The 14,637-nt window shown below is 53.5% G+C and carries 13 protein-coding genes and 1 pseudogene; 8 read left to right on the top strand and 6 right to left on the bottom strand.

The window, feature by feature from the left end; genetic code table 11:
* Positions 1–108 precede the first annotated feature (108 nt).
* Positions 109–684: a bifunctional transcriptional activator/DNA repair enzyme AdaA gene (locus tag DHN43_RS22525; protein ID WP_108820116.1), complete on the top strand. Its 576-nt coding sequence runs from the start codon at positions 109–111 to the stop codon at positions 682–684.
* A gap of 38 nt (positions 685–722) precedes the next feature.
* Here DHN43_RS22525 and DHN43_RS22520 read toward each other — a convergent pair.
* Positions 723–1,513: pseudogene (locus tag DHN43_RS22520) on the bottom strand (crotonase/enoyl-CoA hydratase family protein).
* 79 nt (positions 1,514–1,592) lie between these two features.
* Here DHN43_RS22520 and DHN43_RS22515 point away from each other — a divergent pair.
* Complete coding sequence (locus DHN43_RS22515) at positions 1,593–2,174, top strand: TetR/AcrR family transcriptional regulator (protein WP_108820115.1); 582 nt, start codon at positions 1,593–1,595, stop codon at positions 2,172–2,174.
* A 53-nt stretch (positions 2,175–2,227) separates the two neighbouring features.
* Here the strand turns inward: DHN43_RS22515 and DHN43_RS22510 are convergent, their stop codons facing one another.
* Positions 2,228–3,181, bottom strand: a complete 954-nt coding sequence (locus DHN43_RS22510; RefSeq protein ID WP_108820114.1) for an alpha/beta hydrolase — start codon at positions 3,179–3,181, stop codon at positions 2,228–2,230.
* Between the two features lie 258 nt (positions 3,182–3,439).
* Between DHN43_RS22510 and DHN43_RS22505 the strand changes: the two genes are divergently transcribed.
* Positions 3,440–3,892 (top strand): type II toxin-antitoxin system RatA family toxin, encoded by a 453-nt coding sequence (locus tag DHN43_RS22505; protein WP_108820113.1) that lies wholly within the window; start codon positions 3,440–3,442, stop codon positions 3,890–3,892.
* Positions 3,893–3,985: 93 nt separating this feature from the next.
* Here DHN43_RS22505 and DHN43_RS22500 read toward each other — a convergent pair whose 3' ends face one another.
* The 4 genes from DHN43_RS22500 to DHN43_RS22485 all read right to left on the bottom strand — a co-directional run bounded on the left by DHN43_RS22500 (position 3,986) and on the right by DHN43_RS22485 (position 6,944).
* The gene (locus DHN43_RS22500) at positions 3,986–4,438 is read right to left on the bottom strand and encodes an NUDIX hydrolase (RefSeq protein ID WP_108820112.1); all 453 of its coding nucleotides are present in this window, start codon (positions 4,436–4,438) and stop codon (positions 3,986–3,988) included.
* Between the two features lie 130 nt (positions 4,439–4,568).
* Positions 4,569–5,081 carry a hypothetical protein gene (locus tag DHN43_RS22495; RefSeq protein WP_208980785.1) on the bottom strand — a complete coding sequence of 171 codons (513 nt, stop codon included), beginning with the start codon at positions 5,079–5,081 and terminating at the stop codon, positions 4,569–4,571.
* A gap of 116 nt (positions 5,082–5,197) precedes the next feature.
* A complete protein-coding gene (locus DHN43_RS22490) occupies positions 5,198–5,698 on the bottom strand; it encodes a CinA family protein (protein ID WP_063288840.1) in 501 nt (166 codons plus the stop codon).
* Between the two features lie 31 nt (positions 5,699–5,729).
* A complete protein-coding gene (locus tag DHN43_RS22485) occupies positions 5,730–6,944 on the bottom strand; it encodes a bifunctional 2-C-methyl-D-erythritol 4-phosphate cytidylyltransferase/2-C-methyl-D-erythritol 2,4-cyclodiphosphate synthase (protein ID WP_208995571.1) in 1,215 nt (404 codons plus the stop codon).
* Between the two features lie 226 nt (positions 6,945–7,170).
* Between DHN43_RS22485 and dusB the strand changes: the two genes are divergently transcribed.
* From dusB to ntrX, 5 genes are all read left to right on the top strand, one after another.
* Positions 7,171–8,166: a tRNA dihydrouridine synthase DusB gene (dusB, locus tag DHN43_RS22480; protein WP_063288839.1), complete on the top strand. Its 996-nt coding sequence runs from the start codon at positions 7,171–7,173 to the stop codon at positions 8,164–8,166.
* The gene (locus DHN43_RS22475; RefSeq protein WP_208995570.1) at positions 8,166–9,314 is read left to right on the top strand and encodes a two-component system sensor histidine kinase NtrB; all 1,149 of its coding nucleotides are present in this window, start codon (positions 8,166–8,168) and stop codon (positions 9,312–9,314) included. Before dusB ends, DHN43_RS22475 begins: the two co-directional genes overlap by 1 nt.
* Positions 9,315–9,318: 4 nt before the next feature.
* The gene (ntrC, locus tag DHN43_RS22470) at positions 9,319–10,758 is read left to right on the top strand and encodes a nitrogen regulation protein NR(I) (RefSeq protein WP_057466218.1); all 1,440 of its coding nucleotides are present in this window, start codon (positions 9,319–9,321) and stop codon (positions 10,756–10,758) included.
* 239 nt (positions 10,759–10,997) lie between these two features.
* Complete coding sequence (locus tag DHN43_RS22465) at positions 10,998–13,235, top strand: sensor histidine kinase NtrY-like (protein WP_057466221.1); 2,238 nt, start codon at positions 10,998–11,000, stop codon at positions 13,233–13,235.
* 18 nt (positions 13,236–13,253) lie between these two features.
* On the top strand, positions 13,254–14,621 hold the full coding sequence (gene ntrX, locus DHN43_RS22460; RefSeq protein WP_063288837.1) for a nitrogen assimilation response regulator NtrX: 1,368 nt from the start codon (positions 13,254–13,256) through the stop codon (positions 14,619–14,621).
* The last annotated feature ends 16 nt before the right edge of the window (positions 14,622–14,637 follow it).

Genomic DNA, 14,637 nt, shown 5'->3' with positions numbered 1-14,637 from the left:
AGAAAACCATAATTTCTTGCCACAAATGATCTGCTGAAACTCGCCGGATACGGACTCCATCGTCGATTAAAGATCGACAGATTCAAATAAAAAGAATTTACTGCAGCAATGATTGATGTGGTTGCAGAGTTCCCAGATTGGAAGACGTGTGATCGAGCGCGGTTAGCTAGAGATCGCAGCTATGATGGGGTGTTCTTCTCGGGAGTTAAATCTACTGGGATTTATTGCCGTCCTGTTTGTCCTGTTCGCCCTGCAAAATCAGTAAACGTTAGTTTCTATCCATCTGCTGCTGCTGCGGAACAGGCAGGGTATCGTCCGTGCCTTCGTTGCAGGCCCGAGGCCGCGCCCGGTAGCCCTGCATGGATGGGGACTGCAACGACAGTTGAACGTGTGATGCGACTCATCCATACGGGGTATCTTGATAGTAACAGTGTCCAGCAACTTGCTGAAACTCTCGGCATTGGTAGTCGCCATTTAGCGCGCTTATTTTCCCAGTATCTTGGGGCAACTCCCAGCCAGGTTGCTGCCACGGTAAGACTTCAGCGTGCCAAGCGGCTGATTGACACGACTGATCTCACGTTGGCAGAGATTGCGTTTGCTTCGGGCTTTGGGAGCATACGACGCTTTAATGCCGTGTTTCAGAATTTGTACGGCAGGCCTCCATCTTCACTTCGTAGGTTATGATTATTTGCGCGCATAGATTTACAGTCTGACGCTCCTCTCTAATCGCCGGCATAGGCGGGGGGTCTTCGTTCTATCCAGGCGTTGAGGCCTTCGTGGATGTCGTTGGTGGGGACCATTTGGGCGAATTGGGCGGCTTCGATTTGGAGGCCTTCGGCGATGGTTGTGTTGAGGCCGCGGGTGACGGCGGTGAGGATGCGGGCGGCGGCGAGTGGGGAGTGGCGCAGGATGCGTTCTGCCAGAGCGAAGGCTTCCGGCAACAGGTCATCGTGCGGGACGACCTTGTTGATGAGGCCAAGCTCACAGGCTCGGTCCGGACCGAACGGGTCTCCGGTGAGCAGCAGTTCCAGCGCGCGCTTGCGACCGGCGAGACGGGCAGGCGCTGGGTGCCGCCGAAAGTGGGCGGAATGCCAATGTTGATCTCCGGTTTGGCAAAGACGGCACGGTCTGAGGCGATTGCCAGATGGGCGGCCTCGGTGATTTCGCAGCCGCCTCCAAAAGCAATGCCGTTGACGGCGATAATGATGGGCTTGGTGAAGTTTTCTATGCGGCTGGTCATGGCCTGGCCGCGGGCTACGAATTGTTTGACTGCAACATCTGTCCCCTTGGTGATGCTCTGGGAGAACTCATGAATGTCACCACCGGCGGAAAATGCGCGCTCTCCTGCGCCTGTGAGGATCACTGCGCTGATTTTCGGGTCATCTTCAATCCGGTCTAGGAGATCCAGAAGGCGGTCGTTGGTCTGGTAGTTCAGTGCGTTGAGCTTTTGCGGGCGGTTTAGGGTGAGCAGTGCAATGCGGTCTCTGACTTCAAACAGAACGAGCTTTTTCATGGTGTTTCCCTCATTTCAAGCTGGATTGACTCGAGGGTAGGAGTGCTGCACTCTTCAGTAAACTCACTGGTTAGTATACATGGTTCAGAAAACTCAGCGGACGACCCGCGATCGCATCTTAGATGCTGCAAACAAGTTGTTTTATGGTGAGGGCATTCGTGCTGTCAGTGTGGACGCTGTTGCCGAGAAAGCAGGTATCACCAAGAAGACGCTCTATTACCATTTCAAAAGCAAAGATGATCTGGTGACTGAGTATCTTATCTCCCGGGACCAACCCAATCTGGAAGCATTTGCGACGTGGTTTGATGAGGCGGTGGGGAGCGCTGCGGACAAGACTGCTGCAATTTTCCTGCGTGTTGCATCAAACGCCCGGCATCCGAAATGGAAGGGATGTGGCTTCATTCGCACAGCTGCCGAACTGGCGAATATGCCGGGGCATCCGGCTGTTGTGGTGGGGGCAAAGCATAAGAAGACGTTTGAGGCTTGGTTGGCAGAGCGTTATACGCTTGCCGGATTGATGGAGCCTGAGGTTCTGGCACGCCGTGTGGTGTTGCTGATGGAGGGGGCATTTTCAACCATGCTTATCCATCGTGATCCTGCTTATGCTGAGGAGGCTGCAGATACGGCAAAGTGCCTTGTTGAGCTACAAGGTAAGGCTTAGCTGGTTTTGGTGTGTGAGCGCCTCACCACGATGGGAGGCGCTTCTTTAGGAGCTTAGCTGGTTGCCAATGCTCTGTTGGTGCTCATGTTCTGCAGCCATGTGGTGATGTAGGACAGGCTTTCCTCCCAATTGTCTTCCAGCATGATGTCGTGTCCGGCATGGGGCACGATTTTATGCGTTGCCTCATAGAGGGCAGAAGAGTGCAGGGAGCGGTTGAAGGGGATGATGGCGTCTTCGCTGGCCGTGAGCCACAGTTTGGGTGTTGCATCATCCAGCGGTGGAAACCATTGCGGTGGGCGATGTTGCAGGAGCACGACGTCGGATTCTGGCCCAAGCTGGCTTTGAATGTACTGGGCAACCGGGTTTGAACGGTCTGCAAGGAACCATTTTGCCACGGTTTTGGGGGATCTGAACTGGAACTTGTATCCCAAAAGAGGTGACAGCGCTGTTCCAAGCCAGTCGATGGACATGGCGTTTCTCAGGCAGTCTTGCATAACGTCAATGGCGGTCCATGAGGCGACAAAAACGGCTGCTTTCAGCCCGCCGACATACTTCAGATACCACTGCACCAAAGCGCCGCCCATGCTGTGGCCGATCAGAACGGCGGGCTGGTCATGGCGTTTAACCTCCTCCTGCACAAATCGGAGGTAATAGCCTAGTGTGGCTTCTGCTGTGGGGCGTTGTTCTGGAGAGTGACCGTGGCCGGGCAGGCTGATGGCGACACTCTCCCAGCCGGATTCTGCGAGTTTTTCCTGATAGTTCTTCCAGCACCATGCCCCATGCCACATGCCGTGGATGAAGATGAGCGGGGTTTTGTGCCGGGCTTGATGGGGGATGTATCTGATGCGTTCAATCCCGCCTTCGACCACTGTGATTTGATGGTATTTGGCGGTTTCTTCGCGGCTGATGACCTGCACGGGACTATCTGTAAGAGTATTAGTGGTTTTAATGTAATCTTCTTCTCCGCCTTCTTTGGCGAGGTGGGAAATTTTAAAAGGACTAAGCATTGGGTTTGCTTTCAAAAAGAGCTAAGTATTAGCGCATAGTGTAGAATTGAGTTTTGAGTACTGACCAGAGTTTTGAGAATGAAACGGTTGCGTTAGATCGTCGCGGTATAATTGCGACTTGAAAATTTCTGATGCTTTTGGCTCACAGGGGCCTGCTTGATGAGAGAAAACCTGAAAATTTTCTTGGCAAATCAAAAAAGGTCGCTTAGAGCATCCTGAAGAATTTTTGAAAAACTAGAAGAAAAAGAACGCGAGCATATGCCGTCTTTCGAAAGCACACACCGGGTTCAGCACAGTGCTGATGATATGTTTGATCTGGTTGCAGATGTGGAGCAGTACCCCCAGTTTGTGCCTTTATGTCAAGCATTGCGTGTGCGCGGACGCCGGAAGGTTGATGACCACCGTGAGATGATGGTGGCGGATATGACTGTGGCTTACAAAGTTTTCAAAGAGACATTTGCCAGCCGTGTGACCCTTGATCGTGAGGCGAGTAAAATTACGGTTGAGTATCTGGATGGTCCGTTTCGCCATCTGGAAAATGTCTGGAGCTTCGATCCGGTTTCCGAAAAGGAATGCGATGTGAGCTTCTATATCAATTATGAGTTCAAGAGCCGGACACTCGGCACCATGATGGGGGCCATGTTCGACCGCGCCTTCCGCAAATTCTCCAGTGCCTTTGAAGACCGCGCCGACAAAATCTACGGCACCTAAAAATCTGAGGACTGATGTCCGCTAAAATTGGGCGCACTTAGATAATCTGAATATATTCCATAATCATAAGGGTAACTCATATTCTTGTGTGGGCTATCGCAGGATCTCCAGGTGTTGCTTTAATCCTGCAGGGAAGAGGTCAACGCCGTTTGGGGTGAGTTCTTCGGGATCGAACCAGCGTGCGGTGATTTCCGTTCCGCTGTCTTCCAGAAATGTGATCGTTTCCTGGGTGGGGAAGGCATTTGGCGGGAACGTCACATTTGCGATGAACAGAATTTCGTGGCCTGTGTGGCCTTCGTGTTCATAGATGTTTTCCATGACAACGGGATCGCCAGAGATGGTGACCTGGATGTTCAGTTCTTCTTTGAACTCTCTGATCAGAGCGGTCTGCCAATCTTCGCCAAACTCAACAGTGCCGCCAAGAGGGCGGACGCCTTTGAGGTTGCCTGCGTCATCATAGACTTCTGCTGCCAGCAGGCGGTTGTTGCGCCAGTGCAGGCCGAGAGATTTCACCCTGATCGTTTGTGCTGGTCGCCAAATATGCATTTCGCCGCTGCTCCTTCATGCAAAATATTCATGTACAAAGAGCAGCCGAATAAGGTGCATTGGTGCTGATCAGTCGGTTGTTTTCAGGTCTTCCGGCATTTCTTTGGCTGAAAGACCTCGGAGAAATGGCTTAATTCTTGTCGCGATTGTTCAGGAACTGGCTCAGGCGGGAGCCTCTCTTCTCGTAGTTTTTGGTAATTTCGGCTTCAGCCTGCTCTGGGGTAAGGCCGTTGCGCATGACGAAGGTGCGCCGGATTGCCTGAAAGCGGTTGGTGAGTTCCTTGTCCGGATCACCATGCTCCATGGTCTTTTCAAGAGAAGCGTAAATGCCGACGTCTTTGAGGTTCAACTGTGTGGTTGGTTTGGTGCATAGAACCACCCAGCCATAGCCCTGGTTTACTTCAAGGCGGATCTTGTGGCCAAGCTGTTCTTCCCATTTTGTCCAGGCAACAGAGTAGGGGCGAACCCAATAGGACTGGCCGCACAGGCGCAGCTCCTTATAGCCACCGCGTGGCATTTTCTGCACTTCGTGAGAGCCGATGAACTCGTCATCGAACCCTCGTGAAATGAGGAATACATCTGATGCCGCATAAGCTGAGGTGCTTAAGCACATGCCCAAAAACAAACTAGCAATATATCTCATGGGTATACCGTGACATTCCGTTGTAAATTTAAAACAGATTTTATCTAAGTTTTCTTAGAATGTCATAAGGTAGTAGTGCCTACCCGGTACTCTTTTAACGAGAAGGTAAATTTCGATTAGCTAGTTTCAATAAAATTTTCTAATAATTTTAATGCTTGTACCAATGCCTGAAAGCGTATTCCCTCGCGTCCAGTGTTCTCAAAGAGGCATTGGACGTGCTTGGTTTCCTCTTGGTCAGCTGCAAATCCAAAGTGGACAAGTCCGACAGGTTTGTCTTTGGTGCCACCGTCCGGTCCGGCGATGCCCGTGATGGAAACGGCCACGTTGGCATTGGAGCAAAACAGGGCGCCACTTGCCATGGCTTTGGCAACTTCGCTGCTGACCGCGCCGTAGCTCATGAGCAGGTCAACGGGGACGCCGATCATCTCATGCTTGGCTTCGTTGGAATAGGTGACGAAGCCACGATCAAGGACAGCAGAGGAGCCGGGCACTTCTGTCAGCAGGCCTGCGAGCAGGCCGCCAGTGCAGCTTTCTGCCGTGGTGATCTTGATCTCTTTTTCAGCGTATCTGGAGACGAGAACGCGTGCTCTTTCCTTAAGGCTGAGGATGTCGGTCATGGTTCTCTCTCCCTTGTTTTGGTGGCTTCGTTTAATCTTCAAACGGAAGCCGGATGGTTGCGCAGGCTTGCGCTGCAATGCCTTCCTGGCGACCGGTGAAGCCCAGCTTTTCGGAGGTGGTTGCTTTCACAGCCACGCGGCCAATGGGTAAATCGCAGATCTGTGCGATCTGTTTGCGCATTTCTTCCCGGTGTGGGCCGATTTTCGGAGCTTCACAGATCAGCGTTAAATCCAAGTGTGCGATCATGCCGCCGCGCTTGTGAACCCGGTCTATTGCGTATATCAGGAACTGGTCAGAGGCCGCACCTTTCCACTGCATATCAGAGGGTGGGAAGTGCGAGCCGATGTCGCCATCTGCCAGTGCGCCGAAGATGGCATCCGTCAGGGCGTGCAGGCCAACGTCCGCGTCGGAATGGCCTTTGAGTTTCTGGGTGTGCGGGATGGAAATGCCGCCGAGAATGACGGCATCACCGTCTTCAAATGCGTGCACGTCGTAGCCGGTTCCAACGCGAATGTCGCCAAGGTCTGCGAGTTGTTTCATGGCGATCTGTTCCTGTGCGTTCGTCATGTCTTTGAGTGTGGTGAGCTTGATGTTTTGCGGGTCGCCTGTCGTGATGGTGATAGGTTTGCCTTGCCATTCGATGAGTGCCGTATCATCGGTGAAGCTGTCGATGTTCTCATTGCTTGCTTGTTGATGAGCTGCCCAAATGAGCGGATACGGGAAGGCCTGAGGTGTTTGGGCGGCCCACAGGTGGGTGCGATCGACGGTTTCCAGAACTTGCTGGTTTGCATCTGCCCGCTTTAACGTGTCTGCCACTGGCACAGCTGGTAGTGCTGCTTGCGCGCCGTTTTGCAGGGCCGCAATAGCATCTTCGATCACCGCTGGTGTGATGAAGGGGCGGGCGGCGTCGTGGATCAGAACGTAGTCCGGGGCGTGTTCTTCCAGCGCTTTCAAGCCGCATGCGACAGATGCCTGACGGGTGGCTCCGCCCGTGACGGGCCTGATCAGGCGTTTGTCAGTCAGTGAGCTTGCGGCTTCTTGATAGGCTTCGCCGTCTTCTGCGTGGATGACAGGCAGTACCAGATCCACTTGTGAGGAGGATAAAATCGCTTCCAGTGTTCTTTGCAGAACAGTCTTTCCGCCAAGGTCCCGGTATTGCTTCGGGCTGCTGTCATTTTGCGTGGACATGCGTGAACCGCGTCCGGCTGCAACTATGATGCATGCAATTTTTTCAGTGGACTGCAAAACTGGATCACCTGCTTTGAGTGTGAACTGCGTCCTCAGAGTGTGAGGTGGCGGCTCTTAGAAACTGTGTTGGTGAGGGTTTTGCTCGATTTAAGAGCGAAGCTCAACACTTCAATCTCTTCTCTTTAATATTCCCTTGCCTAAATTTTTAGTTTGGTTAGAATATGTGCAACTTCATATGCTGCTTATCAAATGTGCAACTGGGCTCTTTCAAGAAATATGCGTAATGCTGACGATAGGTAATATCCCCCTCAAAAACAAAGTTATTCTTGCGCCAATGTCCGGCGTTTCGGATTTGCCGTTCCGCCGTATTGCCCTGCGCTATGGCGTGGGTTTGGTGGTGAGTGAAATGGTTGCCAGTGAAGCGCTGTGTACCGGGCATCCAGAATCGCTGATGCGGGCTGAAGGTGAGGGGATCGATCCTCACATCGTGCAGTTGGCAGGCAAAGACCCTCACTGGATGGGCGAGGGCGCGCGCATGGCTGAAAAAGCCGGTGCGGATGTGATCGACATCAACATGGGCTGTCCTGCAAAAAAAGTGACCTCTGGTTACTCCGGTTCTGCTCTTATGAAAGATCTGGACCATGCCATGACGCTGGTTGAGGCGACGCTGGAGGCTGTGTCTGTTCCAGTGACGTTAAAGATGCGCCTGGGCTGGGATGAGACTTCCATTAATGCGCCGGAGCTTGCCAAACGGGCGGTGGATGCAGGTGTGAAGATGATCACCGTGCATGGCCGCACGCGTTCGCAGTTTTACAAGGGCAAGGCGGACTGGCGGGCAATCCGGCAGGTGCGGGATGTTGTTCCGGACGTGCCGCTGGTGGCCAATGGCGATTGTTGCAAGTTTGAGGATGCCGACGAGATGCTGGCGCAGTCTGGTGCTGATCTGGTGATGGTTGGTCGTGGTGCTTATGGGCGCCCGTGGGTGCCGGGGCGGATTGCGCATTATCTGGAAACGGGTGAACGGCTTGCTGACCCACATGGGGAAGAGCTGGCCGCGCTTGTTGTGGAGCACTATGACGCCATGCTGGAGCAATATGGATTTGAAATTGGTGTGCGAGCCTTCCGTAAGCATATGGGCTGGTATCTGGAAGCTGCGGGACGGCTTGATGATGCGCCGCAAGGATTTATGCGAGGGCTTATGACCAGTCTGGATGCTGATTTGGTGCGGAACACCCTTTATGACTGGTTTGTTCAAGTCCCTATGAGGAGCGCTGCCTGATGTTGGGGACGGGAGGAGACACTCTGCCGGAAGCCGAGGCTGGTTTGGGCAAAGGTGTGCCGGGACAGGCCGTTTTGGATTCTCTGCCGCACCCTGTTGTGGTGGTTGGAGGAGATGACAAGATTGTTGGGGCAAACAGTGCGGCAGAAGACTTTTTCCATGCCAGTTTGTCGATGTTGAAGCGCCGTGAAGTGTCCTGGTTTGTGCCGTTTGGCAGCCCACTGCTGGGTTTGATTGCACAGGTGCGTGAGCGCGGCGGTGCGGTTAATGAGTATAAGGTGGACATTGGGACACCGCGCATTGGGCAGGAGAAACTGGTTGATATTCACGCTTCTCCTTTAAGTGATGCTCCGGGCGGCGTTGTGCTGCTGTTTCAGGAGCGCACCATGGCGGAGAAGCTGGATAAACAGCTGACCAGCCGCGGTGCTGCGCGTACCGTGACGGGCCTTGCTGCCATGCTGGCCCATGAGATCAAAAACCCACTTTCTGGTATTCGTGGTGCGGCTCAACTGTTGGAGCAGTCAGCCAGTGAAGATGATCGCACGTTGACCCGTCTCATCATGGAGGAGACGGACCGGATCGTGAAGCTGGTGGACCGGATGGAAGTGTTTTCCGATGAACGCCCGATTGACCGCGAGCCGGTGAATATTCACGTTGTGCTCGATCATGTGAAACGTGTTGCGGAAAATGGCTTTGCCTCCAAAGTGCGGATCGTCGAGGATTATGATCCCTCCCTGCCACCCGTCTATGCCAACCGTGACCAGTTGGTGCAGATCTTTATCAATCTGATCAAAAACGCGAGCGAGGCGTTGAGCGGCGTGAACGAGCCGGAGATTGTTGTCTCCACGGCCTTCCGTCCCGGCGTGCGTTTGTCTGTGCCCGGCGTGCAGGAGCGTGTGAGCTTGCCGCTTGAGTTTTGTGTGCGCGATAACGGCTATGGGGTGCCGGAAGATCTGCGCCCGCATCTGTTTGACCCGTTTATTACGACAAAGACGAATGGCTCTGGCCTTGGGCTGGCGCTGGTTGCCAAGATCGTGGGTGATCATGGCGGCGTGGTGGAATGCGAGAGCGGCAATCGGGGCACAACCTTCCGCATTCTGATGCCTGCCTTTACCGGGCCTGACGTACATTCTGGAATTGAGGACTAAGAGTATGCCGAGTGGAACCATTCTTGTTGCTGACGACGATTCTGCGATCCGTACCGTTCTCAATCAGGCTCTGTCCCGTGCAGGGTATACTGTTCGGCTCACGTCAAACGCCACCACGTTGTGGCGCTGGGTGAGTTCGGGTGAGGGGGATCTGGTGATCTCCGATGTGGTAATGCCGGATGAGAACGCGTTTGATGTGCTGCCGCGCATCCGCAAGCTGCGTCCGGAACTACCTGTGATCATCATGAGTGCGCAAAATACCTTCATGACGGCGATTAAGGCCTCTGAGCAAGGGGCCTATGAGTATCTGCCCAAGCCGTTTGACCTGAAAGAGCTGACGGGTATTGTAGGCCGCGCGCTCGCTGAGCCTAAAGGTCGGCAGTTTGATATGAGCGGCGAGGGGAATGACAATATTCCACTTGTGGGTCGTTCTCCTGCCATGCAGGAAATCTACCGCGTGCTTGCCCGCTTGATGCAGACTGATCTGACCGTGATGATCAACGGTGAGAGCGGGACTGGTAAAGAGGTTGTTGCACGGGCGCTGCATGATTATGGCAAACGCCGGAATGGTCCGTTTGTTGCGGTCAATATGGCGGCGATCCCCAAGGATTTGATTGAGTCTGAGCTGTTTGGGCATGAGAAGGGCTCGTTTACAGGTGCTCAGGCGCGCTCTTCTGGCCGGTTTGAGCAGGCCGATGGCGGTACGCTGCTGCTGGATGAAATCGGCGATATGCCGATGGAAGCGCAGACCCGTTTGCTGCGCGTGTTGCAGCAGGGCGAATATACCTCTGTGGGCGGTCGTACACCGATCCAGACCGATGTGCGCATTATTGCTGCGACCAACAAAGACCTGCGCCAGCTGATCAATCAGGGTCTGTTCCGAGAAGATTTGTACTTCCGATTGAATGTTGTGCCAATCCGCCTTCCGCCTTTGCGGGAGCGGACTGAGGATATTCCTGATCTTGTGCGCCACTTCTTCTCTATCGCAGAGAGTGAAGGATTGCCTGCCAAGCAGATTGAGGTGGCTGCGCTTGATAAGCTGCGCCGTTATCGCTGGCCGGGCAACGTACGTGAGTTGGAAAACCTTGTGCGCCGTCTGGCAGCGCTCTATCCGCAGGATGACATAACTGCCAGCTTGATCGATCTGGAGCTTTCTCAGCCTTCTACGGCTGTGAATGACATGGATGCGCCGTCTGTTCAGGATCTGGGTGGGTCTGTGGAGCGGTATCTGGGCGATTACTTCGGTGGGTTTGGTGAAGATCTACCGCCTCCGGGCCTTTATCACCGTATCCTGCGTGAGGTGGAGTACCCCTTGATCAGTGCCGTGCTGGCGGCCACGCGTGGCAACCAGATCAAGGCTGCTGAACTTTTAGGTGTGAACCGCAACACACTGCGCAAGAAAATCCGCGATCTGGACGTTCAGGTAATCCGCAGCTCAAGATAATCGATTTTTATCGAGTAAAGCTTTCAAAATGGCGCGATCTCTTGCGCCATTTTGCGTTTAATGGGGTGAAGGTGCGTTTGAGTTGTGCACTGCATGCTTATTTTGACCTGTGGACTTTTCGGTTTTCCCCATCAAGAGTGTGACTAATAAAACCCATTGTCGCATTTTGGCAACAATTCGTGCTAATAGTCTGTTTCCAATATTAATAAAGTTATCGCAGGTGCGCAGGTTCGCGTTTCATGATTTTCAAGTCAAAAGCAGAAGAACATACCCCAAAGCTTGATGCGAAAGGCCGCAAGTCTCGCATGTTTGGCCTTTCCGTGGTGTTGCTGGCGCTATGTTCCATCGGGGTTTCCTTTCTGGTGCTGATGGGCGTGACGCCTATCGTTCCTTCTGAAACAGTTGTTTACATTGCGCTTGGATTTAATGGCGCACTGGTGTTCCTGCTTATCGGCTTGATCATCTTTGAGCTTGTGAAGCTGTTGCAGGCGCGGCGCCGTGGGCGTGCTGCGGCCCGGCTTCATGTGCGCATTGTGACTATGTTCTCGCTGGTGGCTGCACTGCCTGCGTTTATTGTTGCTGTGGTGGCAACGATTACGCTGGATCAGGGGCTTGATCGCTGGTTTGAGACAAGAACGCGCAATATCATTACCAACGCCCAGTCGGTTGCGGCCGCTTATGTTCAGGAGCACGGAAACTCGCTGCGGTCCACGCTGATTGGCATGGCCAGTGATGTGGATCTGAACCGTAACTCTTATTTCTATGACCCCACTCGGTTTGACCGCTTTTTTGAGACCCAGACCTGGGTTCGCGGCTTACTGGGGGCATATGTTTTAAAGAATGACGGCACCGTTGTGATGCGTGTGTTGCGCGACCCTAAGGTGGAGCCTTTGCTGCCGCCGCAAGTGGCGATGAACCAGGCTAAGGATGGGGCTCCGGTTTTGATTGCACCGGGCGTTTCCAACCTTGTGGGCGGCGTGATTAAGCTGTCCGCTTTTGATGACCTTTATCTTTATGTGACCCGTGCGCTTGATCCTCGGGTGGTTGAATATCAGCGTCTGGCGGAAGCTGGTGTCAATGAATATGCGGAGCTGGAACAGCGACGCTTTGGTGTTCAACTGGCGTTTGCCCTTGTTTATGTGGGCGTGGCGCTTGTGCTGTTGCTCTCCTCCATCTGGGTGGGCTTTGGGTTTGCCAACCAGCTTGTGTTGCCGATCCGTAACCTTATTGGCGCTGCAGATCAGGTTTCCAAAGGCAATTATTATGTTGAGGTTGAAGCTGCAAAGGCGAGTGGTGACCTTGAGAGCCTTGGGCGGACCTTCAACAATATGACGGGTCAGTTGCGTGGGCAGCGGGATGCGCTGCTGGCTGCAAATGACCAGATTGACCGACGCCGTCGCTTCAGTGAAGCCGTGCTATCTGGCGTGTCCTCCGGCGTAATCGGGATTGATGATGAGGGCGATGTGACCATGGTCAATCGCTCGGCAACACGACTTCTCAGTCAGGATGAAAACGAGCTTCTGGAAAAACCGATCTACGACAATCTTCCAGAGGTGCAAGAGGTTGTGTCGAAAGCGCTTGAAGAAAGCTCGAGTGGTTCGCAGGTAGCGCAGGTTGCCATAATGCGTAAGGGGCGTGAGCGCACTGTGAATGTGCGTGTGACGACTGAGGAAGCGACCCGTTCTGAGCATGGTTTTGTGGTGACGCTGGACGATATCACCGACCTTGTTGCGGCTCAACGTAACTCGGCCTGGGCGGATGTTGCCCGCCGTATTGCGCATGAGATTAAGAACCCGCTGACACCGATCCAGCTTTCTGCAGAACGTATCCGCCGCCGCTATGGCAAGCGTATTGAGGATGATGACCGTAAGGTGTTTGACCAATGCGTGGATACGATCATTCGTCAGGTGGGGGATATTGGCCGTATGGTTGATGAGTTCTCCTCGTTTGCGCGTATGCCAAAACCAAAGATGGAAGAGGCTGATCTGCGCTCCGTGGTGCGAGAGTCCACCTTTATGGTGTCTGTTGCCAATTCTCAGGTTCATTTTGAAACCGATGTGCCGGATGAGGCTGTACGGGCAACATTTGACAGCCGTCTGGTTGGGCAGGCTGTTGGTAATGTGATCAAGAATGCGTCGGAAGCTGTTGAGGCTTATCTGGCGAGCGAAGAAAACCCGGAGCAGGGCTCTGTTCTGGTGAAACTTTATAGGGAAGGTCCGGTTCTCACGATTGATGTGATTGATAACGGGATTGGCCTTCCAACTGAGCACCGCACGCGGCTTTTGGAGCCGTATATGACGACCCGCGAAAAGGGCACCGGCCTTGGGCTCGCGATTGTGCGGAAAATTATGGAAGATCATGGGGGTGGAATTGAACTGCTGGATGCGCCATCTGTTGCCGAGGGCGGGCATGGTGCCATGGTTCGGCTGACTTTGCGCAGTTTTGATGTTCCTTCCTTCACTGAAAATGTAACGTAAGAATGGTGGTGATAAGCCGTGGCAAGTGACATTCTGATTGTTGATGATGAAGCAGATATTCGTGAGCTGATCGCCGGAATTTTAGAGGATGACGGCTATAATACCCGCACCGCTGGCAACAGTGATGCGGCGTTGGCTGCGATTGCGGACCGTCGTCCTTCTCTGATTATTCTTGATATCTGGCTCATGGGCAGCAAGCTCGACGGGCTTGAAGTGCTTGAGGTGATCAAGAAAGAAAACCCTGACCTGCCTGTTGTGATCATTTCTGGTCACGGCAACGTGGAGACAGCGGTTTCTGCGATCAAAAAAGGCGCCTACGATTACATCGAGAAGCCGTTTAAGGCAGACAAGCTGGTTCTGATCACTGAGCGCGCGCTGGAAGCTTCTTCCATGAAGCGCGAGATCAAGGAACTGAAGCAGCGTGCTGGCGACGTTTCCAATCTGGTGGGCAGTTCGTCCTCCATTAACAACCTGCGCATGACGATTGAGCGTATTTGTCTGACCAATAGCCGTGTGATGATCACCGGGCCGTCTGGTTCTGGCAAGGAGACCGTTGCGCGGACGATCCATGAAGCGTCTCCTCGCTCCAAATCACCGTTTGTGGTGCTTTCTGCGGCGAATATCACACCGGAGCGGATGGAAGAGGAGCTCTTCGGCATTGAAGAGACTGACTCCACACCGCGCAAGGTGGGCGCGCTTGAAGAGGCGCATGGCGGGACCATCTATCTGGATGAGATTGCCGACATGCCGCTGGAGACGCAGAATAAAATTCTGCGTGTGCTGGTGGATCAGACCTTCACCCGTCTGGGTGGCCACAACAAGGTGAAGGTGGATGTGCGTCTCTTGTCTTCCAGTGGCTATAATCTGGAAAACCGGATTGCGGAAGGCTTGTTCCGTGAGGACCTTTATCACCGTTTGGCTGTTGTGCCGCTGCGGGTGCCTGCGCTTGAAGAACGCCGTGAGGATATTCCTCAGCTGATCCATTTCTTCATGAAGCAGATTTCCAACTCCACTGGTCTGCCAATGCGCCGGATTGGTGAAGATGCGATGGCTGTGCTGCAAACGCATGACTGGCCGGGGAACCTGCGCCAGCTGCGCAACAATGTTGAACGTTTGATGATCCTGACACGGGCTGATTCAGAAGCTGTGATTACAGCGGATCTTCTGCCTGCTGAGGTGGCATCGACTGTGCCAAGCATGCCGGGGTCTTCTGGTGGTGAAGAGTTGATGTCCTTGCCACTTCGTGAAGCACGGGAACAGTTTGAACGTGAATATCTGCAAGCACAGGTTAAGCGTTTTGGCGGTAATATCTCGCGTACCTCTGAATATATTGGTATGGAACGGTCAGCATTGCACCGAAAGCTCAAGTCTCTTGGTCTCACCTGATCGGTGAGCTTTGAGG

This window comes from Pseudovibrio sp. Alg231-02, from assembly GCF_900143565.1.
Classification (GTDB): Bacteria; Pseudomonadota; Alphaproteobacteria; order Rhizobiales; family Stappiaceae; genus Pseudovibrio.
The sequence above is the reverse complement of the archived record's forward strand: the minus strand, read 5'-3'. Positions and strand labels throughout refer to the sequence as shown.